Origin of the sequence: Enterobacter sp. E1, from assembly GCF_016809815.1 — a bacterium.
Classification (GTDB): Bacteria; Pseudomonadota; Gammaproteobacteria; order Enterobacterales; family Enterobacteriaceae; genus Enterobacter; species Enterobacter adelaidei.
On record NZ_JAFBJM010000009.1, the window covers coordinates 1 to 23,963 of the forward strand.

Genomic DNA, 23,963 nt, shown 5'->3' on the forward strand with positions numbered 1-23,963 from the left:
AGTCGGCGTGGCCTGGGCAGTCTACGTGTGCGTAGTGGCGAGTCGGGGTGTCGTACTCAACGTGAGAGGTGTTGATGGTGATACCACGAGCTTTTTCTTCTGGTGCGTTATCGATCTGGTCGAATGCACGAGCAGAACCACCGTAGGTTTTAGCCAGAACGGTAGTGATTGCAGCGGTCAGGGTAGTTTTACCATGGTCAACGTGGCCGATAGTACCAACGTTGACGTGCGGTTTTGTACGTTCAAATTTTTCTTTAGACACGGCTATATTCCTTACTATAGTGCTCTCCCCTTTGGAGAGAGCACGGGACTTAGGTTTTAATCCTGTGGATTACTTACCACGGGCTTCAATAACGGCCTGAGCAACGTTGTTAGGCGCATCATCATACTTCAGGAATTCCATGGTGTATGATGCACGACCTTTGGTCAGAGAACGCAGCTGAGTTGCATATCCGAACATTTCAGACAGTGGAACTTCAGCGTGGATCTTAACGCCAGTTACTTCGGATTCCTGACCACGCAGCATACCGCGACGACGGCTCAAGTCACCGATAACGTCACCGGTGTTCTCTTCAGGAGTTTCTACTTCAACCTTCATGATTGGCTCAAGCAGAACTGGTTTTGCTTTCTTAAAGCCTTCTTTAAAGGCAATAGACGCAGCCAGTTTAAACGCCAGTTCAGAGGAGTCAACGTCGTGGTAAGAACCGAAGTGCAGACGGATACCCATGTCAACAACCGGGTAGCCAGCCAGAGGGCCCGCTTTCAGCTGTTCCTGGATGCCTTTATCAACGGCTGGGATGTATTCACCAGGAATTACACCACCTTTGATGTCGTTGATGAACTCGTAACCTTTAGGGTTAGAGCCCGGCTCCAGTGGGTACATGTCGATCACAACATGACCGTACTGACCGCGACCACCAGACTGCTTAGCGTGTTTACCTTCAACATCGGTAACTTTCGCGCGAATCGCTTCGCGGTAAGCAACCTGAGGTTTACCCACGTTCGCTTCAACGTTGAATTCACGCTTCATACGGTCAACGATGATGTCCAGGTGCAGTTCACCCATACCAGCGATGATGGTCTGGTTAGATTCTTCATCAGTCCATACGCGGAATGATGGATCTTCTTTCGCCAGACGGCCCAGAGCCAGACCCATTTTTTCCTGGTCAGCTTTGGTTTTTGGTTCAACTGCGATGGAGATTACCGGCTCAGGGAATTCCATACGCTCCAGAATGATTGGGTGATCTGGGTCACACAGGGTGTCACCAGTGGTCACGTCTTTCAGACCGATAGCTGCAGCGATGTCGCCCGCACGAACTTCTTTGATTTCTTCACGTTTGTTAGCGTGCATCTGTACGATACGGCCAAAACGTTCACGCGCCGCTTTCACGGAGTTCAGGATGGTGTCACCGGAGTTAACCACACCAGAGTAAACGCGGAAGAAGGTCAGGTTACCCACGAATGGGTCGGTAGCAATTTTGAACGCCAGTGCAGAGAATGGCTCTTCGTCGCTTGCGTGACGCTCAGCCGGAGTGTCTTTACCGTCGTCCAGGATGCCGTTGATCGCAGGAACGTCAACCGGGGATGGCAGGTAGTCAACTACCGCATCCAGCATCGCCTGCACACCTTTGTTCTTGAACGCAGAACCACAGGTTACCAGGATGATTTCGTTGTTCAGAACACGCTGACGCAGAGCTTTTTTGATCTCTTCTTCAGTCAGTTCTTCACCACCCAGGTATTTCTCCATCAGCTCTTCAGAAGCTTCAGCAGCGGATTCGATCAGGTTCTGGTGCCATTCGTCAGCCAGGTCCTGCATTGCAGCTGGGATATCTTCGTATTCGAAGGTAACGCCCTGGTCTGCATCGTTCCAGTTGATGGCTTTCATTTTCACCAGGTCGATTACGCCGGTGAAGCCTTCTTCAGCACCAATTGCCAGCTGCAGCGGAACAGGGTTCGCGCCCAGACGGGTTTTGATCTGACCAACAACTTTCAGGAAGTTAGCACCCATACGGTCCATTTTGTTAACGAACGCGATGCGTGGAACTTTATATTTGTTCGCCTGACGCCATACGGTTTCAGACTGTGGCTGAACACCACCAACTGCGCAATAAACCATTACCGCGCCGTCAAGAACACGCATGGAACGTTCTACTTCGATGGTGAAGTCAACGTGCCCTGGGGTGTCGATGATGTTTACGCGATGCGGTTCGTACTGCTTAGCCATACCTGACCAGAATGCAGTAGTCGCTGCGGAGGTGATAGTAATACCACGCTCCTGCTCCTGTTCCATCCAGTCCATGGTGGCAGCGCCGTCATGAACTTCACCGATTTTATGGTTTACACCGGTGTAGAACAGAATACGTTCGGTAGTAGTGGTTTTACCGGCGTCGATGTGCGCACTGATACCGATGTTACGGTAGCGTGCGATGGGTGTTGTACGAGCCATTTGATTCCTCGTTATATCTTTAGGCGTTCAGTTAAGTTACCCAGAGCGGGCGGCTTCTCTGAAGCGCCCGCCTGGTGACTAATACTCCGAAGGGATTACCAACGGTAGTGTGCGAACGCCTTGTTGGCTTCTGCCATACGGTGAACGTCTTCACGTTTCTTAACTGCAGTACCTTTGTTGTCTGCAGCATCAGAAAGTTCGTTCGCCAGACGCAGAGCCATGGATTTATCACCGCGTTTACGAGCAGCTTCAACGATCCAACGCATTGCCAGAGCATTACGACGAACCGGACGAACTTCAACTGGAACCTGATAAGTAGAACCACCAACGCGGCGGGACTTAACTTCTACAGTTGGGCGAACGTTGTCGAGAGCGACTTCGAAAGCTTCCAGCTCATTTTTACCAGAACGCTGAGCCAGGGTCTCAAGCGCGCTGTATACGATTGCTTCTGCAGTAGATTTTTTACCATCTACCATCAGGATATTTACAAATTTTGCCAGCAGTTCTGATCCGAATTTCGGATCTGGAAGAATTTTACGCTGACCAATGACGCGACGACGTGGCATGGGAATACTCCGTTGTTAATTCAGGATTGTCCAAAACTCAAAGAGTTTAGTGTGACATTAAGATAAATCAGTTTGGCCTTACTTAACGGAGAACCATTAAGCCTTAGGACGCTTCACGCCGTACTTGGAGCGAGCCTGCTTACGGTCTTTAACACCTGAGCAGTCCAGCGCACCACGAACGGTGTGGTAACGAACACCCGGAAGGTCTTTAACACGACCGCCACGGATCAGGATCACGGAGTGTTCCTGCAGGTTGTGACCTTCACCACCGATGTAGGAAGTCACTTCGAAACCGTTAGTCAAACGCACACGGCATACTTTACGCAGTGCGGAGTTTGGTTTTTTAGGAGTGGTGGTATATACACGAGTACATACGCCACGTTTCTGCGGGCAGGCTTCCAGCGCAGGCACGTTGCTTTTCGCAACTTTGCGTGCACGTGGTTTGCGTACCAGCTGGTTAACTGTTGCCATTAAATAGCTCCTGGTTTTAGCTTTTGCTTCGTAAACACGTAATAAATCGACCTCATACAATATGAGGACGCGAAATTTTAGGGCTACGTCGAAAAGGTGTCAAGAAATATACAGCGATCTCAAATCACCAGTTCATTTGACTGGCATGCTTCACAGTAAGATTGACGAAATCAGTATAGCCAACCACGTCAATTTTGGCTGAAATTTGACCAGAAAGACCCCGCGCATCCAGATCGTCTTTCAGCGCAGAGACTGTTATGGGGGCATTCGTGAGAATTTCAACGAAACGACTGCCTTCCAGTGCGGCAAGTACGCCATCCTGAATCAGCAGCAGGTCATCACCTTCGCGCAGCATACTCAGTAACGCGTCGATATCACATTGCCACGGTGAATGGCTCAGAGTATGGAGCATGGCAGCCTCAGAAAGTCAGAACGGTGTCGTAGTGGGAAAGGTGCTCGCGCAGTGCGGTGGAAGACAGGCACGTCACATCCAGCACGAAAGACGTTGCCTCGTTTAAACCACGCGCGGCCAGAGAGTCAGCACAGACATAGAACGTTTCTATATCGTACAGCGGTAACACTTTGAACGTCGCGATGTAATCGCGCGCCAGAATGGTTTGCGGCTGTTGCCCCGCCAGAAGCTGGAACACCCCGTCTCCCAAAAAGAAGACGCCAATATCTTCGCTCAATGCTGATGTCGCGAGCAACGCATCCAGCCCTTCTCTGCCAGACGCACTACCGTGCGGCGCTGAAGAAAAAACAAACGCGATACGCTTCATCAGAATTGCACCACTCTGTCGCAGGTTAATGCTGCCTGTGCCAGTGCACCCAGACCACTCAACGAAAAACCGGGCTGCAAGTTAGAACCCGATAAACCCAGGCGCTCAGCTTCGGTCGCATCAGTCACGCCGCGGCGCAGGGCCGCCGCCACGCAGATATGCAGTTCTACGCCCTGCTTTTCGTTTAATGCCTGCCATGCGCGCACCAGATCAAACTCATCACTCGCTGGTGACGTAAACTGGTTCGCGTTATATACCCCTTCCCGATAAAAGAAGACGCTCGCCAGTTCATGTCCGGCTGCCAGTAGCGCATGCGCAAACTGCAACGCACTGCTGGCCTGCTGAGTACCGTACGCCGGGCCTGTCACCATTAACGCAAAACGCATTACTTGTCTTGCCCCAGGAAATCACCGCTCTTGAACTGGCGAATATAGAGGTAAACCGTGTGCTTGGAGATATTCAGACGATCGGCAACCTGGTTGATGGCGTCTTTAATATCAAAAATCCCTTTCTCATAGAGATTCAGCACTATCTGGCGATTCTTGGCGTTGTTCGATACGTTGCGGTCGGCGTTCACCTCTTCAATGGTGAACTCAAGCGTCTGAGTCACAAGATCTTCAACAGAAGAGGCAAAGTTAACGGAAGAGCCAACATCTGGCGTTTCTGGTGGAATAAAGGTGCTCATGATTTGCGAGAATGGCACATCAAGGTTCATGTTGATGCACAGCAATCCAATCACACGATGCTCGCGGTTTCGAATCGCGATGGTTTCTGATTTCATCAGCACGCCACTTTTGGCGCGGGTGAAATAGCATTTGGAGACGCTGCTGTCCGCGCCGGTCATGTCATGCAACATACGCAATGCAAGGTCGGTGATTGGCGAACCAATTTTACGGCCAGTATGCTCACCATTAGCAATGCGGATGGCGGAACACTTCAGATCTTGCAGGGAGTGCAATACGATTTCGCAGTGGGAGCCAATGAGCATCGCTAACCCGTCCACCACCGCTTCATACGATTTCAGAATATCGAAGTCGGTCTGGTCAAAAGGACGTTGATCCAGCAAATCAAGTTCACTGGTTTCGTTGGTTAAAAGCGACCTGGACATGAAAAAAACACTCCTTTTCAGGAGCCTGTCGTTAGGTTTTCAGGGCAGGCTCATTATCTACACGGACAACTAAATTAATACAGCGGGTATAACGCTTTCCAGTGTTAATTATATCTGCCCCATAATAAAAAAACCGCCGCCTTAAAGGCGGCGGTTTATTTTCAGGATTACTTCTTAGCAGCAGCGGCTTTATCGTCAGCCGGTGCGTCTGCTTTAGCGTCCGCTTTCGGTGCCGGTTTGATATCCAGCAGCTCTACGTCAAAGACCAGTGTAGAGTTTGCAGGGATACCCGGGACGCCAGTTTTGCCGTACGCCAGATCTGGTGGGATAACCATCTTGATCTTGCCGCCTTTCTTGATGTTTTTCAGGCCTTCAGTCCAGCCAGGGATCACACCATCCAGACGGAAGGAGAGCGGCTCACCGCGGGCGTAAGAGTTATCGAACTCTTTACCGTCGATCAGCGTACCTTTGTAGTTCACGACTACAGTGTCGCTGTCTTTAGGTGCATCGCCGGTGCCTTCTTTCTCAACTTTGTACACCAGGCCAGTAGAGGAGGTTTTCACACCTTTCTCTTTAGCAAAGGTATCGCGATAGGCTTTGCCTTTGGCTTCGTTTTCTTTAGCGTCCGCGTCCATCTTAGTCTGAGCGGCACCTTTCACACGCGCTTCGAACGCCTGCAGAGTCTGTTCGATCTCCTGGTCAGACAGCTTGCTCTTATCAGCAAATGCGTCCTGAACACCCGCGATCAGCTGAGCTTTATCCAGTTTGATGCCCAGTTTCTCTTGTTCTTTCAGAGAGTTTTCCATGTAACGACCCAGAGATGCGCCGAGTGCGTAGGCGGATTTCTGGTCGTCATTTTTGAACGCCGCTTTGCTGTCTGCAGTGGCAGCAGGCTTCGCAGCAGTATCAGCAGCGAATGACAGCGGCGCGTTCAGCGCAACAGCCATCGTCGTCGCCAGCAGCGTTACTTTAAACAGTGATTTCATCCATATCTCCAGGGCCTGGGGACTCTCACCCCAGCGTTAAACGTAAATGAGTTACGTACTATAAAACGTTGCGGAAGAAATCTACAGACAGACACTTCCAATTCTCGCCACTTTTCAGACTATTTTTGTTTAAATAAGTTTCCTGCCAAAGGGATGCAGACTGTACTTCAGGATAAACTCAGTTAAACTGCGCCGCCGCTGGGCCATTATGGTGAATCTGAAATAAACGAGGTGAATGATGAAGGATACAACAATAGAAGCGAGAATGGCTGAGCTGGAAAGCCGCCTGGCTTTTCAGGACATCACCATCGAAGAGCTAAACCAGACCGTGACTGCACATGAACTCGAAATGGCAAAACTGCGGGATCATATGCGCCTGCTAACAGAAAAGCTGAAAGCCACGCAGCCGTCGAACATTGCCTCTCAGTCAGAAGAGACGCCACCACCTCATTATTGAGGCGTAAAAAAAGCGGGATTATCCCGCTTTTTTATTTTCCGCGTGGCGGAATTAGTGGCAACCGCAGCCGCCGTTACCGCAACCACCTTTACCGTGGCCGTGACCATGGTCGTGATCGTGGCCGTGACCACCACAGCAGCCGTCGTGGCCGTGATCGTGGTCATGGTCGTGACCGTGCGCACCGTGAACGTGGCCATGAGCCAGCTCTTCTTCGGTTGCTTCACGGATCGCAACAACTTCTACGTTGAACTTCAGGTTCTGACCAGCCAGCATGTGGTTACCGTCAACCACAACGTGGTCGTCTTCCACTTCAGTGATTTCGACAGGAACCGGACCCTGGTCGGTTTCCGCCAGGAAGCGCATGCCAACCTGCAGTTCGTCAACGCCCATGAACACGTCTTTAGGAACGCGCTGAACCAGGTTGTCATCATACTGACCGTAAGCGTCGTTCGCGCCTACAGCAACATCAAATTTGTCGCCAACTTCATGACCTTCCAGCGCGTTTTCCAGGCCGGAAATCAGGGAACCGTGACCATGCAGGTAGTCAAGCGGCGCACTCACCGGAGACTCATCAACCAACACACCGTCTTCTGTACGTACCTGATAGGCCAGGCTGACCACCAGGTCTTTTGCTACTTTCATGATATCTCCTGAGCGTGGGAAAATTGCTGGCGCAGATTGTAGCGGAAATCTGCACCCGTGTACCCTTTAGCTTAAAAAAACTCAGGACATATCGCTAGTCCGGATGAAAAATCCCGATCACTTGCTCTTCTTTGCGAACGTGATCGCGGGCCTCTTTATCAGCCTCACGCATCTGGTGACCGCACTTAACACACTCAACAACATCAATATTATTTTCCCGCCACATCGCCAGAGTATCTTGCGCCTGGCAGGTCGGGCATTTTGCACCCGCAATAAAGCGTTTACGTACAGCCATCTTTCGTTACCCTTTATTCAAATTCATCCCAGCCATCAAGCTGGCGTCGTTCCAGTTGCATCTCTCGCTGGAAAATCTCCTCCAGCTCGCGACGCGCTTCCCGCACGCGTGAGATCTGCGCGGTATCCGTATGTACCGGCATCAGCTCACGCAGCATTCGCATATCCAGCCGGCGGAAGTGCATTTGCGCACGCTGCGCCTGATGCGGATGCATACCGAGCGAGATCAACGCCTTGCGTCCCAGCTCCAGCGCACTGGAGAACGTCTCACGGGAGAAGTGTTTCACACCCGCCTGCAACAATTCGTGAGCTTCAACACGTCCCCGCGCACGCGCCAGAATATGCAGATGCGGGAAATGCTGCTGACACAGCTCCACCAGCTTCATCGTGTCTTCCGGATCGTTACAGGTAATCACGATAGACTCTGCTGCCTCCGCTCCCGCTGAGCGCAGTAGCTCGAGCTGGGTCGCATCGCCGTAATACACCTTGTAGCCATATTTGCGCATCAGATTAACCGCGCTGATATCACGCTCCAGCACCGTAATGCGCATTTTGTTCGCCATCAGCAAACGCCCGATAACCTGTCCGAAACGGCCAAAGCCCACCACAATCACCTGCGGCTTATCGTCTTCCACCCACGGCGCTTCGTCTTCATCATCAGCTGGATTCAGGCGGCGTGACAAAAGTTTATCCACCAGCTTCATCAACAGCGGCGTGGTCATCATGGACAGCGTGACCGTCACCAGCAGCAGTGCCATCTGATCGTCTTTAAACAGCTTCTGGGAGGAGGCGGTAGAAAACAGTACAAACGCAAACTCGCCCCCCTGGCTTAATACGCTGGCAAACTGCATGCGTTCCGAACTGCGCAAGCCATAAATGCGCGCCATGACGTAGAGCACCAGTGTTTTCACTGCCACCAGGATGGCAACGCTCACCACCACCCACAGCAGATGGGTATAAAGAACGCCCAGATTCAGCGCCATGCCCACCGAAATAAAGAACAACCCTAACAGCAGCCCTTTGAAGGGATCGATGGCAATTTCCAGCTCGTGACGGTATTCACTTTCCGCCAGGAGCACCCCGGCGATAAAGGTCCCGAGCGCCATCGACAGCCCCAGCGCATCCATAAACAACGCTGACCCCAGCACCAGCAGCAGCGTCGCAGCGGTGAACACCTCCCGTACGCCCGACGCCGCAATAAAGCGGAACACAGGGCGTAACAGGAAACGTCCGCCAATCAGCATACCGGCGAAGGCCAGCACCTTCATGGCGATTTTTGCCCAGTCAAAGTGATCGTCGCCGGAGCCTGCCAATAGCGGCACCAGAGCCAGCGCGGGGATCACTGCCAGATCCTGAAACAGCAGCACCGAAAAACCCAGCTGCCCTGCTTCGTTGCGGTTCATCCCTTTGTCGCGCATTAACTGGAGCGCCATTGCCGTCGACGACATCGCAAGACCTATCCCACCGATCACCGCCGCCTGCCAGGAGAAGTTGGTCAGCATTAACAGGCCACCCAGAATCGCGGCGCTGAACAGCACCTGCGCAGCACCCACACCGAAGATAGAGCGTCTGAGTTGCCACAATTTAGAGGGGTTCAGCTCAAGGCCGATGATGAACATCAGGAACACCACGCCCAGCTCGGAAAAATGGAGAATTTCATCCACATCGCTGATGAATCCAAGTCCCCAGGGGCCAATCGCGATCCCTGCCAGCAGATAGCCCAGCACTGCTCCTATTCCAATACGTGCAGCAAGCGGAACCGCGACGACGGCCGCAAATAAAAACAGCACTCCGGCAAGGAGTAGATTCGATCCTTCCATTAACGTCCTCCTGCCGGAATCGGTGACGCCAGCCATTCACCATAAGCTCTGGCGTGGCTTGCCAGTTCTTTCGGATCCTGACGACGTGCCCAGTAGATAATAATCGGGCTCATCCAGTGCATACGGCACATCGCTGCCGTCAGTTCGAATGGACGCAGGATGTCACTCATCGGATAGCGGTTCAGCCCGTCATAACGGTATGCGCTTTCCGGTTCACCGGTAGTAATAACGCTACGCCAGTACTTTCCCGCCAGTTGGTTGCCCCCTACCCCACTGGAGAATCCCCTGCTCAGCACGCGGTCCAGCCACTCTTTGAGCAGCGCCGGGCAGCTGTAGGTATAAAGCGGATGCTGGAACACAATGACGTCGTGCTGACGCAGCAGTTCCTGCTCGTAAGGGATATCAATAAAGAAATCAGGATAGTGCGCGTAAAGATCGTGCACCGTCACGTTACTGAGCTGTGTGGCCGGCTTAAGCAGCACCCGGTTTGCCACCGAGTCCTGAGATTCCGGATGGGCATACAGCAGCAGCACTTTTGCTGTCTGAGACATCATTCCCCTCCCGGTCTTGTTTCTGTTTTTGTGTATCGTCGTTGTTTTGGGCTACCATGGCGGCCCGGTGCGGAAAATAGCCCACACCTTACATTATCATAATGACAAATTAACATAGTCGGAACATACGGCGCTTCTATGATTGTTTTCTCCTCGTTACAAATTCGTCGCGGCGTGCGCGTCCTGCTGGATAACGCCACTGCAACCATCAACCCTGGCCAAAAAGTGGGTCTGGTCGGCAAAAACGGCTGTGGTAAATCCACTCTGCTGGCGCTGCTGAAAAACGAGATTAGCGCGGATGGCGGTAACTTTACCTTCCCGGGGAACTGGCAGCTCGCCTGGGTGAACCAGGAGACGCCCGCCCTGAGCGAACCGGCTCTCGACTATGTTATCGACGGTGACCGTGAATACCGTAAGCTGGAAGCGGAACTTAACGCCGCCAACGAGCGCAACGACGGTCACGCCATCGCCACCGTTCACGGCAAGCTGGACGCCATCGACGCATGGACCATTCGCTCCCGCGCCTCCAGCCTGCTGCACGGCCTGGGCTTCAGCAATGAACAGCTGGAACGCCCGGTCAGCGACTTCTCGGGCGGCTGGCGTATGCGCCTCAACCTGGCGCAGGCACTGATCTGCCGCTCTGATCTGTTGTTGCTCGATGAACCGACGAACCACCTGGATCTCGATGCGGTTATTTGGCTGGAGAAGTGGCTCAAGAGCTATCAGGGCACTCTGATTCTGATCTCCCACGACCGCGACTTCCTCGACCCGGTGGTGGATAAAATCATTCATATCGAACAGCAAACGATGTTCGAGTACACCGGCAACTACAGCTCCTTCGAGCGCCAGCGCGCGACGCGTCTTGCCCAGCAGCAGTCCATGTACGAAAGCCAGCAGCAGCGCGTAGCGCACCTGCAGAGTTTCGTGGATCGCTTCAAGGCCAAAGCGTCAAAAGCGAAACAGGCCCAGAGCCGCATCAAAATGCTGGAACGCATGGAGATGATTGCCCCGGCGCACGTGGATAACCCGTTCCACTTCAGCTTCCGCGCGCCGGAAAGCCTGCCAAACCCACTGCTGAAGATGGAAAAAGTCAGCGCGGGCTACGGCGAACGCACTATTCTCGACTCCATCAAGCTCAACCTGGTGCCGGGTTCGCGCATTGGCCTGCTGGGACGCAACGGTGCAGGTAAATCAACGTTGATCAAACTGCTGGCGGGCGAGCTTAACCCGGTCAGCGGTGAAATCGGTCTCGCGAAGGGCATCAAGCTGGGTTACTTCGCCCAACATCAGCTGGAATTTTTACGCGCGGATGAGTCCCCGATTCAGCACCTCGCGCGTCTGGCGCCGCAGGAGATGGAGCAGAAGCTACGTGACTACCTCGGCGGTTTTGGCTTCCAGGGTGATAAGGTCACCGAAAACACCGAGCGCTTCTCCGGTGGCGAAAAGGCCCGTCTGGTGCTGGCACTGATCGTCTGGCAACGTCCGAACCTGCTGCTTCTTGATGAACCGACTAACCACCTGGATCTCGATATGCGTCAGGCGCTAACTGAAGCGCTGATTGAGTTTGAAGGCGCGCTGGTTGTCGTCTCGCACGATCGCCACCTGATCCGCTCCACCACCGACGATCTCTACTTAGTGCATGACGGCAAAGTTGAACCATTCGACGGTGACCTGGAAGACTACCAGCAGTGGCTGACCGACGTGCAGAAGCAGGAAAACCAGCCGGAGGAGTCCGCGAAAGAGAACGCCAACAGCGCGCAGGCGCGTAAAGACCAAAAGCGCCGCGACGCGGAACTTCGCACCCAGACACAGCCGCTACGCAAAGAGATCGCCCGTCTCGAAAAAGAGATGGAAAAACTTAATGCGACACTCGCTACCGTTGAAGAGAAGCTGGGCGATAGCGGTCTGTATGACCAGAGCCGCAAAGCTGAGCTGACTGACTGTCTGCAAACTCAGGCCAAAACGAAATCCAGCCTCGAAGAGTGCGAGATGGCGTGGCTGGACGCTCAGGAACAGCTGGAAGCGATTATAGTAAATAACTGACAAGAATTAGCATCGCATCGTTATGACCCAAATCATTCCATCAGACTTCGACATAGCTACTGAAGAGAGCGCTGAGTTCGTGCCCATGCGCGGCGTGTCCAATCGCCACCTGCAAACCATGCTGCCACGGCTTATCCGTCGCAAGGTTCAGTTCACCCCGCACTGGCAACGGCTGGATTTACCGGACGGAGACTTTCTGGATCTCGCCTGGAGCGAGGAACCGGAACAGGCTCGCCATAAGCCGCGTCTGGTGGTCTTTCACGGTCTGGAAGGTAGCCTGCACAGTCCGTATGCGCACGGGTTAATTGAGGCGGCAAAAGCGCGTGGCTGGCTCGGTGTGGTGATGCATTTTCGCGGCTGTAGCGGCGAGCCAAATCGCCAGAAACGCATTTATCACTCGGGTGAAACCGAGGACGGTACGTGGTTTTTACACTGGCTGCGGGAAAACTATGGCACCGTGCCAACGGCAGCCGTGGGCTACTCGCTGGGCGGGAATATGCTGGCTTGTTTGCTGGCCAAAGAGGGCGAAAGCGTCCCGCTGGATGCCGCCGTCATTGTCTCTGCACCATTTATGCTGGAGCAGTGTAGCTACCATATGGATAAAGGTTTTTCCCGCGTCTATCAGCGCTACCTGCTTAACCTGCTGAAAGCAAACGCGGCGCGCAAACTGAAAGCCTACCCGGAGACGCTTCCGATAAGTCTGCGTCAGTTAAAAAAAGTGCGTCGCATTCGCGAGTTCGACGATCTGATCACCGCAAAAATCCACGGCTTTGCCGACGCGATTGACTACTATCGTCAGTGCAGCGCCATGCCGCTGCTCAGCAAGATTACGCAGCCGACGCTGATCATTCATGCCAAAGATGACCCGTTTATGGATCATCATTCGATTCCCGCTCAGGAATTCCTGCCCGACAACGTTCACTATCAGTTGACGGAGCATGGCGGCCACGTCGGGTTTATCGGTGGCACACTGCGTCGCCCGAAAATGTGGCTTGAGACGCGTATTCCTGACTGGTTAACCCCGTATCTGGACGGTGCAAAATGATCATTCCCTGGCAGGATCTGGCTCCCGAAACGCTCGATAATCTGATTGAAAGCTTTGTATTACGCGAAGGCACAGATTATGGTGAACAAGAACGCTCGCTCGAGCAAAAGGTCAACGATGTAAAGCGCCAGCTCAAAAGCGGCGACGTGGTGCTGGTATGGTCAGAACTGCATGAGACGGTCAATATCATGCCCCGCAACGCGTTTCACGGCTGATCTTTCAACCTTTCCAGTCAGGGAGTTGCTATGTCTGCCAGACATCCGGTTATTGCCGTTACGGGGTCGAGTGGTGCGGGAACCACCACCACCAGCCTCGCATTTCGCAAGATTTTCGCCCAGCTGAATCTCCGTGCGGCGGAGGTCGAAGGCGACAGCTTTCACCGCTATACGCGCCCGGAGATGGACATGGCCATCCGTAAAGCGCGCGATCTGGGTAAACACATCAGCTACTTTGGCCCGGAAGCCAATGACTTCGGCCTGCTGGAGCAAACCTTCGTCGAGTATGGCAAGAGCGGCACAGGGCAATCCCGCAAGTATCTGCATACTTACGATGAAGCCGTGCCATGGAACCAGGTACCGGGCACCTTTACTCCCTGGCAACCCCTGCCGGAACCCACTGACGTGCTGTTTTATGAAGGGCTGCATGGCGGCGTGGTAACTCCCCATCACGACGTGGCGCGCCATGTGGATTTGCTGGTTGGCGTGGTACCGATCGTGAACCTGGAGTGGATCCAGAAGCTGACGCGTGACATGAGCGAGCGCGGCCATTCACGAGAAGCGGTCATGGACTCCGTGGTGCGCTCCATGGAGGATTACATCAACTTCCTGACGCCGCAATTCTCCCGTACCCATATTAACTTCCAGCGAGTACCGACAGTCGACACCTCCAACCCATTCGCGGCCAAAAGCATCCCGTCGCTGGATGAGAGCTTTGTGGTGATCCATTTCCGCAACCTCGAAGGCATTGATTACCCCTGGCTGCTGGCCATGCTGCAGGGCTCGTTTATTTCGCACATGAATACATTAGTGGTGCCGGGCGGAAAAATGGGGCTGGCGATGGAGCTCATCATGACGCCGCTGGTACAGCGGTTGATGGAAGGGAAGCAGATTGCGTGATCATATTCCCTCTCCCGGTGGGAGAGGGTTAGGGTGAGGGCATCAACACGCACGATGCCCCATCAATCACGCCTCGATCACTTCATACGAATGCGTGATTTTTACCGCTTTCTCCAGCATTAACGCCACAGAGCAGTATTTCTCCGCAGACAGGTCCACCGCGCGTGAAACGGCCGCGTCTTTCAGGTCTTTACCGGTGACTACAAAGTGCAGGTTAATATGGGTGAACAGGCGTGGTGCCTCTTCACGGCGTTCCGACGTGAGTTTAACTTCGCAATCCGTTACATCATGACGGCCTTTTTGCAGAATCGACACCACATCAATCGCGCTGCATCCACCGGCAGCCATCAATACCATCTCCATCGGGCTTGGTGCTTTATCGCCGGAGTTACCATCCATCAAAACCTGGTGCCCTGAAGCGGACTCGCCCAGGAACGTTAAACCTTCAACCCATTTCACGCGCGCTTGCATATTCATTAACTCCAACGTTGCATTTTTGGTGACAGATTACGCGTGCGTTACATTTCTCGCAATGGAAGGCGACCTGCATCATGCTGAAGCGAGACACCAGGAGACACGCGGCGAAAGCTATGCTAAAACACTCAGGATGCTACAGTAATACATTGACGTTACACATGTATGCAGAGGACATCAAACTTTACTGGCTGCGAAACGTTACGATAGCCGACTTCCCAGGGTATGGGTAAGAATTCGATTGCAACCCCAGAGTCCGGATGCATCTGATGACTCTGGTGACAGCTTATAACAGAGGATAACAGCGCATGGTGCTTGGCAAACCGCAAACAGACCCGACTCTCGAATGGTTCTTGTCTCATTGCCACATTCATAAGTACCCATCGAAGAGCACGCTGATTCACCAGGGTGAAAAAGCGGAAACGTTGTATTACATCGTAAAAGGCTCGGTGGCAGTGCTGATCAAAGATGAAGAAGGGAAAGAGATGATCCTTTCTTATCTGAACCAGGGCGATTTCATCGGTGAACTGGGCCTGTTTGAAGAAGGCCAGGAACGTAGTGCCTGGGTTCGTGCAAAGACAGCATGTGAAGTGGCTGAAATTTCTTACAAGAAATTCCGTCAGTTGATTCAGGTTAACCCTGATATCCTGATGCGTCTTTCTTCCCAGATGGCTCGCCGTCTGCAGGTTACATCTGAGAAAGTGGGTAACCTCGCCTTCCTGGACGTTACCGGTCGTATCGCGCAGACTCTGCTTAACCTGGCAAAACAACCCGATGCGATGACCCACCCTGACGGCATGCAGATTAAAATTACCCGTCAGGAGATCGGCCAGATCGTCGGCTGCTCCCGTGAAACAGTGGGCCGTATTCTGAAAATGCTGGAAGATCAGAACCTGATCTCCGCCCACGGTAAAACCATCGTGGTCTACGGAACGCGTTAATTCCACTCAAACGGCGTGCCATCGCAAGGTGTCACGCCGTTTTTGTCTCTCTTCCCCATGTGGCGCAGGCTGATTTATCACCCGGAAGTTAACTATGCACTGCGACAAACGCTGGTGTTGTGTCTTCCTGTAGCCATCGGCCTGATCCTCGGACATCTTCAGCAAGGTCTGCTGTTTTCTCTCGTGCCCGCCTGCTGCAACATTGCTGGCCTGGACACACCGCATAAGCGCTTTTTTAAACGTCTGATTATTGGCGGCTCGCTGTTTGCTGGCTGTAGCCTCGCCGTGCAGCTCTTACTCGCCCGCGATATTCCGCTGCCGTTAATCCTGACCGTGCTGGCGATGACGCTCGGCGTCACCGCCGAAATCAGTTCCCTTCATGCGCGCCTGCTTCCCGCCTCACTGATAGCGGCCATCTTCACGCTGAGCCTCGCGGGTAACATGCCGGTGTGGGAGCCGCTACTGATCTACGCCCTGGGTACGCTGTGGTATGGGCTGTTTAACTGGTTCTGGTTCTGGCTGTGGCGGGAACAGCCCCTGCGTGAATCATTGAGCCTGCTCTATGTGCAACTTGCGGATTACTGCGAGGCCAAATACACCCTGCTCACCCAGCATACCGATCCGGAAAAATCGTTACCGCCGCTGCTGACGCGCCAGCAAAAGGTGGTGGATCTGATAAGCCAGTGTTATCAGCAACTACACATGCTCGCCGCCAACAAGAATCACGAATACAAACGGCTGCTGCGTATCTTCCAGGTGGGGCTGGATCTGCAAGAACATATCTCCGTGAGCCTGCATCATCCTCAGGAGGTGCAAAAGCTGGTCGAGCGCAGCCATGCCGAAGCGGTGATCCGCTGGAATGCGCAAACCGTCTCTGCGCGTCTGCGGGTGCTGGCTGATGACATTTTATATCACCGCTATCCCACGCGTTTTAACATGGACAAACAACTCGGCGCGCTGGAGAAAATCGCCCGCCAGCATGAGGACAACCCGGTGGGCCAGTTTGCCGCCTGGCATTTCAGCCGTATCGCCCGCGTGTTGCGCACCCAACGCCCGCTTTATCCCCGCGATCTCATGGCGGATAAACAAAAACGTCTGCCGTTATTGCCGGCGCTCAGAAGCTATCTGTCTCTTAAATCGTCCGCTCTGCGCAACGCCGCACGGATTAGCGTCATGCTCAGTACCGCCAGCCTGATGGGCATGGCGCTGCATCTACCTAAACCCTACTGGATCTTAATGACCGTGCTGTTTGTCACCCAGAACGGCTATGGCGCCACGCGCGTGCGTATTCTGCACCGGGCGGGGGGAACGATGGCCGGGCTGATTATTGCGGGCGTCACGCTGCACTTTCACGTGCCGGAAGGTTATACCCTGGCGGGAATGCTGATAATTACGCTGGTGAGCTACCTGATTATCCGCAAAAACTATGGCTGGGCGATGGTGGGCTTTACGGTAACGGCGGTATACACCCTGCAACTGCTCACGCTCAATGGCGAACAATTTATTGTCGCCAGACTGATCGATACCCTGATTGGCTGTCTGATTGCCTTTGGCGGCATGGTCTGGCTGTGGCCGCAATGGCAAAGCGGACTGTTGCGCCAGAACGCCCACGACGCGCTGGAGGCCGACCAGCAGGCCATTCGTCTGATCCTGAGCGACGATCCGCAACCCTCCCCGCTGGCGTATCAGCGGATGAAGGTTAACCAGGCGCACAATGCCCTGTTTAACTCGCTCAACCAGGCGATGCAGGAGCCGGGCTTTAACTCGCACTATCTGGCGGATATGAAGCTCTGGGTGACGCACAGCCAGTTTATCGTCGAGCACATTAACGCCATGACCACGCTGGCGCGCGAGCACACGATGCTGACGCCGGATCTGGCGCAGCGCTATTTGCAGTCGTGTGAAATTGCCTTACAGCGGTGTCAGCAGCGCCTAGAGTATGACGCGCCGGGCGAGTCGGGCGACTCGAATATTCTGGAAGCGCCGGAGACGTTAACCCACGGGCCAATGAGCACGCTGGAGCAGCATTTACAGCGCATTCTGGGGCATCTGAACACCATGCACACCATTTCGTCGGTGGCATGGCGTCAGCGTCCGCATCACGGGATTTGGTTAACGCGGATATTAAAGCGGACGGAGTATTAACCTTTTACGATTTTCTCGACTGCCGCGGCAAAACGGGTTAATCCATCTTCAATGTCTTTGTCTTCTACCACCAGCGACGGTGCAAAACGCATCACATCCGGTCCCGCGTTCAGCACCATCACCCCTTCGCGGGCGGCGGCATGCAGGAAATCGCGCGCGCGACCTTTGTACTGCGGTTTCAGCTCGGCACCGATCAGCAGCCCCATCCCGCGGATCTCGCTGAACACGTCAAACCGATCGTCAATCTGCTGCAGGTGTTTCACAAACAGCTCGCGCTTGGCGCTGACGCCGTTCAGAACCTCAGGTGTATTGATAATATCAAATGCCGCGCCCGCCACGGCACTCGCCAGCGGGTTCCCGCCATAGGTGGAACCGTGAGAACCAACGTGGAACGCGGAGGCAATCTCCTGAGTCGTCAGTACCGCACTCACCGGGAAACCACCGCCGAGCGCTTTGGCGCTGGTGAGAATATCCGGCGTCACGCCGTAGTGCATATAGGCAAACAAATCGCCGGTACGTCCCATCCCGCATTGCACTTCATCAAACACCAGCAGCGCCTGATGCTCATCGCACAGCGCACGCAGGCCTTTCAGGAATTCCGGCGTCGCCGCCGTCACGCCGCCTTCACCCTGGATCGGCTCGACAACAACCGCGCAGGTGTGGTCGTCCATCACCGCTTTCACCGCATGCAGATCGTTAAACGGCACATGGACGATGTCGGCCGGTTTCGGGCCAAATCCGTCGGAATACTTCGGCTGGCCGCCGACGGAGACGGTAAAGAAGGAGCGTCCGTGGAAGGCATTGTGGAAGGCAATGATTTTGGTTTTGTACGGGCTGTGCCGCGTGGTTGCGTAGTAGCGCGCCAGCTTGAAGGCGGTTTCGTTTGCTTCGGTGCCCGAGTTCATGAACAGCACGCGCTCGGCAAACGTCGCATCAATAATCTTGCGGCCGAGGCGTAACGCCGGCTCGTTGGTAAAAACGTTGCTGGTGTGCCAGAGCGTTTCGCCCTGGGTTTTCAGCGCCTCAACCAGGGCAGGATGGCAATGGCCCAGCGCCGTCACTGCAATACCGCCCGCGAAATCAACATACTCTTTGCCCTGCTGATCCCAGACGCGGCTGCCTTTTCCTTTTACCGGGATAAACTCAGCCGGTGCATAAATCGGCAGAATCACTTCATCAAATGTTGCGCGGGTAATTGCAGGTTGTTCAGTTGCCATGTCATGCCCATCCATTTTATGTCACATTGATTGTGAAAATATAATCACAAAATATGCATAAAAAATCACGACAAGGCAATCAATATTCAGCGTTTAAGGAAATTTGCCAGCAGCGCGTGGCCCTGCTCGCTGAGGATGCTTTCCGGGTGGAACTGTACGCCTTCGAGATCCCATTCGCGGTGACGAATCCCCATGATCTCCTGCGTATCGCTCCAGGCGGTCACCTCAAAGCAGTCAGGCAGCGTCGACGGGTCAATCACCAGTGAATGGTAGCGCGTCACGGTTAACGGATTATTGAGCCCGGTGAATACCCCAACGCCAGTGTGGGTGACCGGAGAAGTTTTACCGTGCATCACTTTCGCGGCGCGCACGATAGTGGCACCAAACACCTGCGCAATGGCCTGATGGCCAAGACAGACGCCGAGGATCGGCAGCTTGCCAGCATAGTGCTGGATAACCTCCAGCGAAATACCCGACTCCGACGGGGTGCAGGGGCCGGGTGAAATCACGATTTTATGCGGAGCCAGTGTTTCAATATCCGCCAGGCTAATGTCGTCGTTGCGGCGGACAACCACCTCTGCACCCAGCTCACAAAAATACTGGTAAAGGTTCCAGGTGAAGGAATCGTAGTTATCAATCAGCAGAATCATGGCGGCTCCCGAAAAAATGCCGCCCTATTCTACTCAGTTTCCCGTGCTTCGCTCACTACTTTGGCAAAGATAGTATTCAGAGCCGTCAAATCCCCCATTGCGCCATTCTGGTTGGCCACCACCCATTGCTCCGGATCGATATCACGCCAGTCCAGCGTGTAACCGGCGTGGATCGCCAGCTGCTCGAAGAAAACGCGTTGGGCAATACCGTTGCCGCGCATAAACGGATGCAGCATGTTGATTTCGCAGTAATAGTGGCTAACTCTGTCAACAAACGCCGCTTTCTCAAGACCCACGAGATACTTTTCGCTTTCCAGCGCCGCCATCAGCTCGTTACCCATCTTCTCGATGTATTCGAAATGGCAGAAAGGAATGTCACCCTTAAAAATATCGTCGGTACGTAACTCGCCTGCCCGCTTCATCTCTCTGCGGTACAAATGGCGGTGAATATGGCACAGATGGGGCAAACCGGGGGCAGAAGGCCCCAGTTCCAGCGTCTCAATGTGGGGCTCTGAAGGACCATTACCTTTTTCAAGGAGGCAACTGGCCTGAAAATTGACGTTACGCTGCTGTTCCCAGAGACGGGATTTTCGCTTATCGGTGAGTTTTTTCACTTAACGCCTCCCTGAATAGTCCGTTTGCCACAAGTATAAGCAGCAAAACGCGCTTTCGCAGGGAGGGGCAAAACACGGGCGGGGGACGCCCGTGTCAAAAAACGTTATGGCAGAACTTTTGCGGAGAGGATAACGACAGGCTTTGACGGCACATTCTGGTATGGGCCGACATCATGGGTAGGCACCTGAGAGATCTTGTCCGCCACATCCATCCCTTTCACAATTTTACCGAAGACGGCATAACCGAAGTCACGCTGGCCGTGGTCGAGGAAGGCGTTATCCGCCACGTTGAGGAAGAACTGGCTGGTCGCGCTATCTTTGTCTGCGGTACGCGCCATTGAGATAGTGCCGCGCTTGTTCAGCAGGCCGTTGTCCGCTTCGTTTTTAATAGGCGGGTTCGGCTGCTTCTGCTGCATTTGCTCATTGAAGCCGCCACCCTGAACCATAAAGCCCGGGATCACGCGGTGGAAAGTGGTGTTGTTATAGAAACCACTGTTCACGTAGTCGAGGAAGTTTTTCACGGAAACAGGGGCTTTCTGGCTATTCAGCTCCAGCTCAATGTTCCCGGCGGAGGTGGTCAGCAGGACGTGAGGATCTCCTTTTGCTGCCAGCGCAGCAGGGGAAACGGCAGAAAGAGCAAACACAGCTGCGACAGCCGCCAGTGTTGATTTGAGCATGAGAATTCCTTAACAAAGCGCAGTATAAAAAGCGAATGGCATGATTCTAAAGAGCAGTATGAACGGAGACCAGCCTTTTACCTAATTTTACGAATTTGAAACAGTTGTAACCACGCAAACGGTTGGCTTTAGCGCCATATTTTGTGATCGCTATCACACAAAATAATGCAATGAAGTTCTAATTTCTCTTAAAAGATATGAATGGATCACTTTAATGTCTAAAATCTGCCCGCTCTCAGCGCCCTCTGGGCGCTTTTCTTTTTTGAACAGGCCAGACATGACTAACAGCAATCGCATCAAGCTCACATGGATCAGCTTCTTCTCCTACGCCCTGACCGGCGCGTTGGTGATCGTCACCGGGATGGTGATGGGGAATATCGCAGACTACTTCCAGCTGCCCGTATCCAGCATGAGTAACACTTTCACCTTCCTCAACGCGGGGATCCTGATTTCTATCTTCCTGAATGCCTGGCTGATGGAAATTGTTCCGCTGAAAACGCAGCTGCGTTTTGGCTTTGTGCTGATGGTCGCCGCCGTGGCGGGTCTGATGTTGAGCCACAGCATCGCCCTGTTCTCCGCCGCCATGTTTGTGCTCGGTCTGGTCAGCGGGATCACCATGTCGATCGGTACGTTCCTCATTACCCACATGTATGAAGGCCGTCAGCGCGGCGCACGTCTGCTGTTTACTGACTCCTTCTTCAGCATGGCCGGGATGATTTTCCCGATGGTTGCCGCCGTTCTGCTAGCACGCAGCATTGAGTGGTACTGGGTCTATGCCTGCATCGGGCTGGTCTACGTGGCGATCTTTATTCTGACCTTCGGCTGTGAATTCCCGGTGCTGGGTAAAAAAGCGCAGACCACGGCAGAACCTGTCGCGAAAGAGAAATGGGGTATCGGCGTGCTGTTCCTCTCTATTGCCGCCCTGTGCTACATCCTGGGTCAGTTGGGCTTTATCTCCTGGGTACCGGAATACGCTAAAGGTCTGGGCATGAGCCTGAACGATGCGGGCAAACTGGTGAGCGATTTCTGGATGTCTTACATGTTCGGCATGTGGGCGTTTAGCTTCATCCTGCGCTTCTTCGACCTGCAGCGCATTCTGACCGTGCTGGCAGGCATGGCAACCGTGCTGATGTACCTGTTCATTAACGGGTCGCCGGAACATATGCCGTGGTTCATTCTGACCCTGGGCTTCTTCTCCAGCGCGATTTACACGTCCATCATTACCCTGGGCTCGCTGCAGACGAAAGTGGCCTCGCCAAAACTGGTAAACTTCGTGCTGACCTGCGGCACCATCGGCACCATGCTGACCTTCGTCGTCACGGGCCCGATTGTAGCGCACAGCGGTCCTCTGGCAGCGCTGCACACCGCGAACGGTCTGTATGCCGTGGTGTTTATCATGTGCCTCGTCCTGGGCTTCGTGACCCGCCACCGCCAGCATAACGTGGCAGCAGCTTCTCACTAATCGCCTTGCCCCTTTGCTTAATCAGAGGGGCTGTTTCTGGCAAAGCTCACCTCTTCCCCACCGCTGTCCATCTGGATCCACGTCTGCGCCAGCTGCGTGGTGGCAATAATCCGCCCCTGACGAATCGACCAGCGCACCGGCACCTGGCAGCGCACCGCTTCAAATCCGCTCTCTGCCGGCAGGATTATCAGGTTTGCCGGGTTCCCCGTTGCGATACCGTAATCACTCAGACCAAAGGTTCTGGCACTGTTGTGTGTAATCAAGTTCAGCCCGCTGTCGATTTGCGGATAGCCCATCATCTGGCAAACATGCAGTCCCATATGCAGCACCTGCAGCATGTTGCCGGTGCCGAGCGGGTACCACGGGTCAAACACATCATCATGGCCGAAGCAGACGTTGATGCCCGCTTCCTGCAGCTCCTTCACCCTGGTGATGCCGCGACGCTTCGGATAGTCGTCAAAGCGTCCCTGCAGATGAATGTTCACCAGCGGATTCGCCACAAAGTTAATGCCCGACATCTTCAGCAGTCGGAACAGCCGCGAGGTGTATGCACCGTTGTAAGAGTGCATAGCGGTGGTATGGCTGGCCGTTACCTGCGCACCAATACCGGCCTCATACGCCAGCGTGGCGACCGTCTCCACAAAGCGGGACTGCTCGTCGTCGATTTCATCACAGTGGATATCCAGCGGGCGGTCATATTTCTTCGCCAGCTCGAAGGCGATATGCAGAGACTGCACGCCATATTCCCGGGTGAATTCGAAGTGCGGGATCGCCCCCACCACGTCAGCCCCCAGTTTTAACGCCTCTTCCAGCAGCGCCGCGCCGTTCGGGTACGAAAGAATACCTTCCTGCGGGAACGCGACAATTTGCAGCGTCACCCACGGGGCAACCTCCTGTTTCACCTCCAGCATCGCCTTAAGAGCGGTAAGCGTCGGGTCGGAGACATCTACATGGGTGCGGACAAACTGAATTCCGTTGGCAATTTGCCACTTCAGCGTTTTCCAGGCACGCGCTTTGACATCGTCATGGCTGAGCAACGCCTTACGCTCCGCCCAGCGCTCAATCCCTTCAAACAGCGTGCCGGACTGGTTCCAGTTCGGCTCGCCTGCCGTCTGGGTTGTATCAAGATGAATATGCGGCTCAATAAACGGCGGGATCGCCAGCCCTCCACGGGCATTTAAGACTTCATAACTTTCGGCGTGGGTATCGTCCATTGGGGTAATGTCACCAAATCGCCCGTTCTCAATGGCGAGTTGCCACAGCCCTTCCCGACCCGGTAAACGAACATTCTGAACAAGCCATAACGGTGTTGTAGACATACCTTTCCCCTAAAAAACGCAGCTGATATTCAGGCGTACCGATTTTTCAACGATCGTCCCTGAGTTGTACACAAATTCAACGACAACGAAAAGCCTTCGATTTCCGCCACTTATAAAAACCCTGACAAATCAGTCGCATAC

27 protein-coding genes are annotated in these 23,963 nt (G+C 53.9%); 8 read left to right on the forward strand and 19 right to left on the reverse strand.

Annotated features, from left to right (window positions below):
* The 9 genes from JGF26_RS18390 to fkpA form a co-directional block, all read right to left on the reverse strand.
* Positions 1 to 262: GTP-binding protein (locus tag JGF26_RS18390; RefSeq protein ID WP_227640557.1), on the reverse strand; the 262-nt coding region annotated here is incomplete at its 3' end.
* 69 nt (positions 263 to 331) lie between these two features.
* The gene (gene fusA, locus JGF26_RS18395; protein ID WP_028017992.1) at positions 332 to 2,446 is read right to left on the reverse strand and encodes an elongation factor G; all 2,115 of its coding nucleotides are present in this window, start codon (positions 2,444 to 2,446) and stop codon (positions 332 to 334) included.
* 95 nt (positions 2,447 to 2,541) lie between these two features.
* Positions 2,542 to 3,012, reverse strand: coding sequence for a 30S ribosomal protein S7 (rpsG, locus tag JGF26_RS18400; protein ID WP_004106370.1), 471 nt, complete (start codon positions 3,010 to 3,012; stop codon positions 2,542 to 2,544).
* Positions 3,013 to 3,108: 96 nt separating this feature from the next.
* On the reverse strand, positions 3,109 to 3,483 hold the full coding sequence (gene rpsL / locus JGF26_RS18405; protein WP_000246815.1) for a 30S ribosomal protein S12: 375 nt from the start codon (positions 3,481 to 3,483) through the stop codon (positions 3,109 to 3,111).
* A 124-nt stretch (positions 3,484 to 3,607) separates the two neighbouring features.
* Positions 3,608 to 3,895, reverse strand: a complete 288-nt coding sequence (gene tusB / locus JGF26_RS18410) for a sulfurtransferase complex subunit TusB (RefSeq protein WP_028017993.1) — start codon at positions 3,893 to 3,895, stop codon at positions 3,608 to 3,610.
* Between the two features lie 7 nt (positions 3,896 to 3,902).
* A complete protein-coding gene (gene tusC / locus JGF26_RS18415) occupies positions 3,903 to 4,262 on the reverse strand; it encodes a sulfurtransferase complex subunit TusC (protein WP_134708548.1) in 360 nt (119 codons plus the stop codon).
* Positions 4,262 to 4,648, reverse strand: coding sequence for a sulfurtransferase complex subunit TusD (gene tusD, locus JGF26_RS18420; protein WP_028017995.1), 387 nt, complete (start codon positions 4,646 to 4,648; stop codon positions 4,262 to 4,264). The genes tusC and tusD overlap by 1 nt, the downstream gene beginning before the upstream one ends.
* Positions 4,648 to 5,370 (reverse strand): transcriptional regulator, encoded by a 723-nt coding sequence (locus JGF26_RS18425; protein ID WP_003861697.1) that lies wholly within the window; start codon positions 5,368 to 5,370, stop codon positions 4,648 to 4,650. The genes tusD and JGF26_RS18425 overlap by 1 nt, the downstream gene beginning before the upstream one ends.
* 167 nt (positions 5,371 to 5,537) lie before the next feature.
* Positions 5,538 to 6,356 (reverse strand): FKBP-type peptidyl-prolyl cis-trans isomerase, encoded by an 819-nt coding sequence (fkpA, locus tag JGF26_RS18430; protein ID WP_134708547.1) that lies wholly within the window; start codon positions 6,354 to 6,356, stop codon positions 5,538 to 5,540.
* Positions 6,357 to 6,594: 238 nt separating this feature from the next.
* Between fkpA and JGF26_RS18435 the strand changes: the two genes are divergently transcribed.
* Positions 6,595 to 6,813 carry a protein SlyX gene (locus JGF26_RS18435; protein ID WP_008503009.1) on the forward strand — a complete coding sequence of 73 codons (219 nt, stop codon included), beginning with the start codon at positions 6,595 to 6,597 and terminating at the stop codon, positions 6,811 to 6,813.
* Between the two features lie 51 nt (positions 6,814 to 6,864).
* Here JGF26_RS18435 and slyD read toward each other — a convergent pair whose 3' ends face one another.
* From slyD to kefG, 4 genes are all read right to left on the reverse strand, one after another.
* On the reverse strand, positions 6,865 to 7,455 hold the full coding sequence (slyD, locus tag JGF26_RS18440) for a peptidylprolyl isomerase (RefSeq protein WP_049007347.1): 591 nt from the start codon (positions 7,453 to 7,455) through the stop codon (positions 6,865 to 6,867).
* 94 nt (positions 7,456 to 7,549) lie between these two features.
* Entirely contained in the window at positions 7,550 to 7,750 is a 201-nt protein-coding gene (locus JGF26_RS18445; protein ID WP_010436300.1) for a YheV family putative zinc ribbon protein, read from the reverse strand.
* A gap of 13 nt (positions 7,751 to 7,763) precedes the next feature.
* On the reverse strand, positions 7,764 to 9,569 hold the full coding sequence (kefB, locus tag JGF26_RS18450; RefSeq protein ID WP_049007348.1) for a glutathione-regulated potassium-efflux system protein KefB: 1,806 nt from the start codon (positions 9,567 to 9,569) through the stop codon (positions 7,764 to 7,766).
* Entirely contained in the window at positions 9,569 to 10,123 is a 555-nt protein-coding gene (kefG, locus tag JGF26_RS18455; RefSeq protein WP_065422678.1) for a glutathione-regulated potassium-efflux system ancillary protein KefG, read from the reverse strand. Before kefG ends, kefB begins: the two co-directional genes overlap by 1 nt.
* Before the next feature lie 135 nt (positions 10,124 to 10,258).
* Between kefG and JGF26_RS18460 the strand changes: the two genes are divergently transcribed.
* Genes JGF26_RS18460 through JGF26_RS18475 form a run of 4 tightly spaced genes read left to right on the forward strand, consistent with a single transcriptional unit; the run spans position 10,259 to position 14,323 of the window.
* Positions 10,259 to 12,163 (forward strand): ABC transporter ATP-binding protein, encoded by a 1,905-nt coding sequence (locus JGF26_RS18460; RefSeq protein ID WP_049007349.1) that lies wholly within the window; start codon positions 10,259 to 10,261, stop codon positions 12,161 to 12,163.
* Between the two features lie 22 nt (positions 12,164 to 12,185).
* Positions 12,186 to 13,208, forward strand: coding sequence for a hydrolase (locus JGF26_RS18465; protein ID WP_028017999.1), 1,023 nt, complete (start codon positions 12,186 to 12,188; stop codon positions 13,206 to 13,208).
* Positions 13,205 to 13,423: a YheU family protein gene (locus JGF26_RS18470; RefSeq protein ID WP_008503016.1), complete on the forward strand. Its 219-nt coding sequence runs from the start codon at positions 13,205 to 13,207 to the stop codon at positions 13,421 to 13,423. The genes JGF26_RS18465 and JGF26_RS18470 overlap by 4 nt, the downstream gene beginning before the upstream one ends.
* Before the next feature lie 30 nt (positions 13,424 to 13,453).
* Entirely contained in the window at positions 13,454 to 14,323 is an 870-nt protein-coding gene (locus tag JGF26_RS18475; RefSeq protein WP_028018000.1) for a phosphoribulokinase, read from the forward strand.
* A 66-nt stretch (positions 14,324 to 14,389) separates the two neighbouring features.
* Here the strand turns inward: JGF26_RS18475 and JGF26_RS18480 are convergent, their stop codons facing one another.
* A complete protein-coding gene (locus JGF26_RS18480) occupies positions 14,390 to 14,794 on the reverse strand; it encodes an OsmC family protein (RefSeq protein ID WP_028018001.1) in 405 nt (134 codons plus the stop codon).
* A gap of 311 nt (positions 14,795 to 15,105) precedes the next feature.
* Between JGF26_RS18480 and crp the strand changes: the two genes are divergently transcribed.
* Both crp and JGF26_RS18490 read left to right on the forward strand, forming a co-directional pair.
* Complete coding sequence (gene crp, locus JGF26_RS18485) at positions 15,106 to 15,738, forward strand: cAMP-activated global transcriptional regulator CRP (RefSeq protein WP_000242758.1); 633 nt, start codon at positions 15,106 to 15,108, stop codon at positions 15,736 to 15,738.
* A gap of 57 nt (positions 15,739 to 15,795) precedes the next feature.
* Positions 15,796 to 17,883 carry a YccS/YhfK family putative transporter gene (locus tag JGF26_RS18490; RefSeq protein ID WP_049007352.1) on the forward strand — a complete coding sequence of 696 codons (2,088 nt, stop codon included), beginning with the start codon at positions 15,796 to 15,798 and terminating at the stop codon, positions 17,881 to 17,883.
* Here JGF26_RS18490 and JGF26_RS18495 read toward each other — a convergent pair.
* The 4 genes from JGF26_RS18495 to ppiA form a co-directional block, all read right to left on the reverse strand.
* The gene (locus JGF26_RS18495; protein WP_028018003.1) at positions 17,880 to 19,100 is read right to left on the reverse strand and encodes an aspartate aminotransferase family protein; all 1,221 of its coding nucleotides are present in this window, start codon (positions 19,098 to 19,100) and stop codon (positions 17,880 to 17,882) included. The genes JGF26_RS18490 and JGF26_RS18495 overlap by 4 nt on opposite strands.
* A gap of 86 nt (positions 19,101 to 19,186) precedes the next feature.
* Positions 19,187 to 19,750, reverse strand: a complete 564-nt coding sequence (gene pabA / locus JGF26_RS18500; RefSeq protein ID WP_128348347.1) for an aminodeoxychorismate synthase component 2 — start codon at positions 19,748 to 19,750, stop codon at positions 19,187 to 19,189.
* A gap of 29 nt (positions 19,751 to 19,779) precedes the next feature.
* Positions 19,780 to 20,364 (reverse strand): putative adenosine monophosphate-protein transferase Fic, encoded by a 585-nt coding sequence (locus JGF26_RS18505; protein ID WP_108091113.1) that lies wholly within the window; start codon positions 20,362 to 20,364, stop codon positions 19,780 to 19,782.
* Between the two features lie 104 nt (positions 20,365 to 20,468).
* The gene (gene ppiA, locus JGF26_RS18510) at positions 20,469 to 21,041 is read right to left on the reverse strand and encodes a peptidylprolyl isomerase A (RefSeq protein WP_023309471.1); all 573 of its coding nucleotides are present in this window, start codon (positions 21,039 to 21,041) and stop codon (positions 20,469 to 20,471) included.
* 277 nt (positions 21,042 to 21,318) lie between these two features.
* Between ppiA and tsgA the strand changes: the two genes are divergently transcribed.
* Complete coding sequence (gene tsgA, locus JGF26_RS18515) at positions 21,319 to 22,503, forward strand: MFS transporter TsgA (protein WP_108091114.1); 1,185 nt, start codon at positions 21,319 to 21,321, stop codon at positions 22,501 to 22,503.
* Between the two features lie 17 nt (positions 22,504 to 22,520).
* Here tsgA and JGF26_RS18520 read toward each other — a convergent pair whose 3' ends face one another.
* A complete protein-coding gene (locus JGF26_RS18520; RefSeq protein WP_049007356.1) occupies positions 22,521 to 23,822 on the reverse strand; it encodes a cytosine deaminase in 1,302 nt (433 codons plus the stop codon).
* Positions 23,823 to 23,963 lie beyond the last annotated feature (141 nt).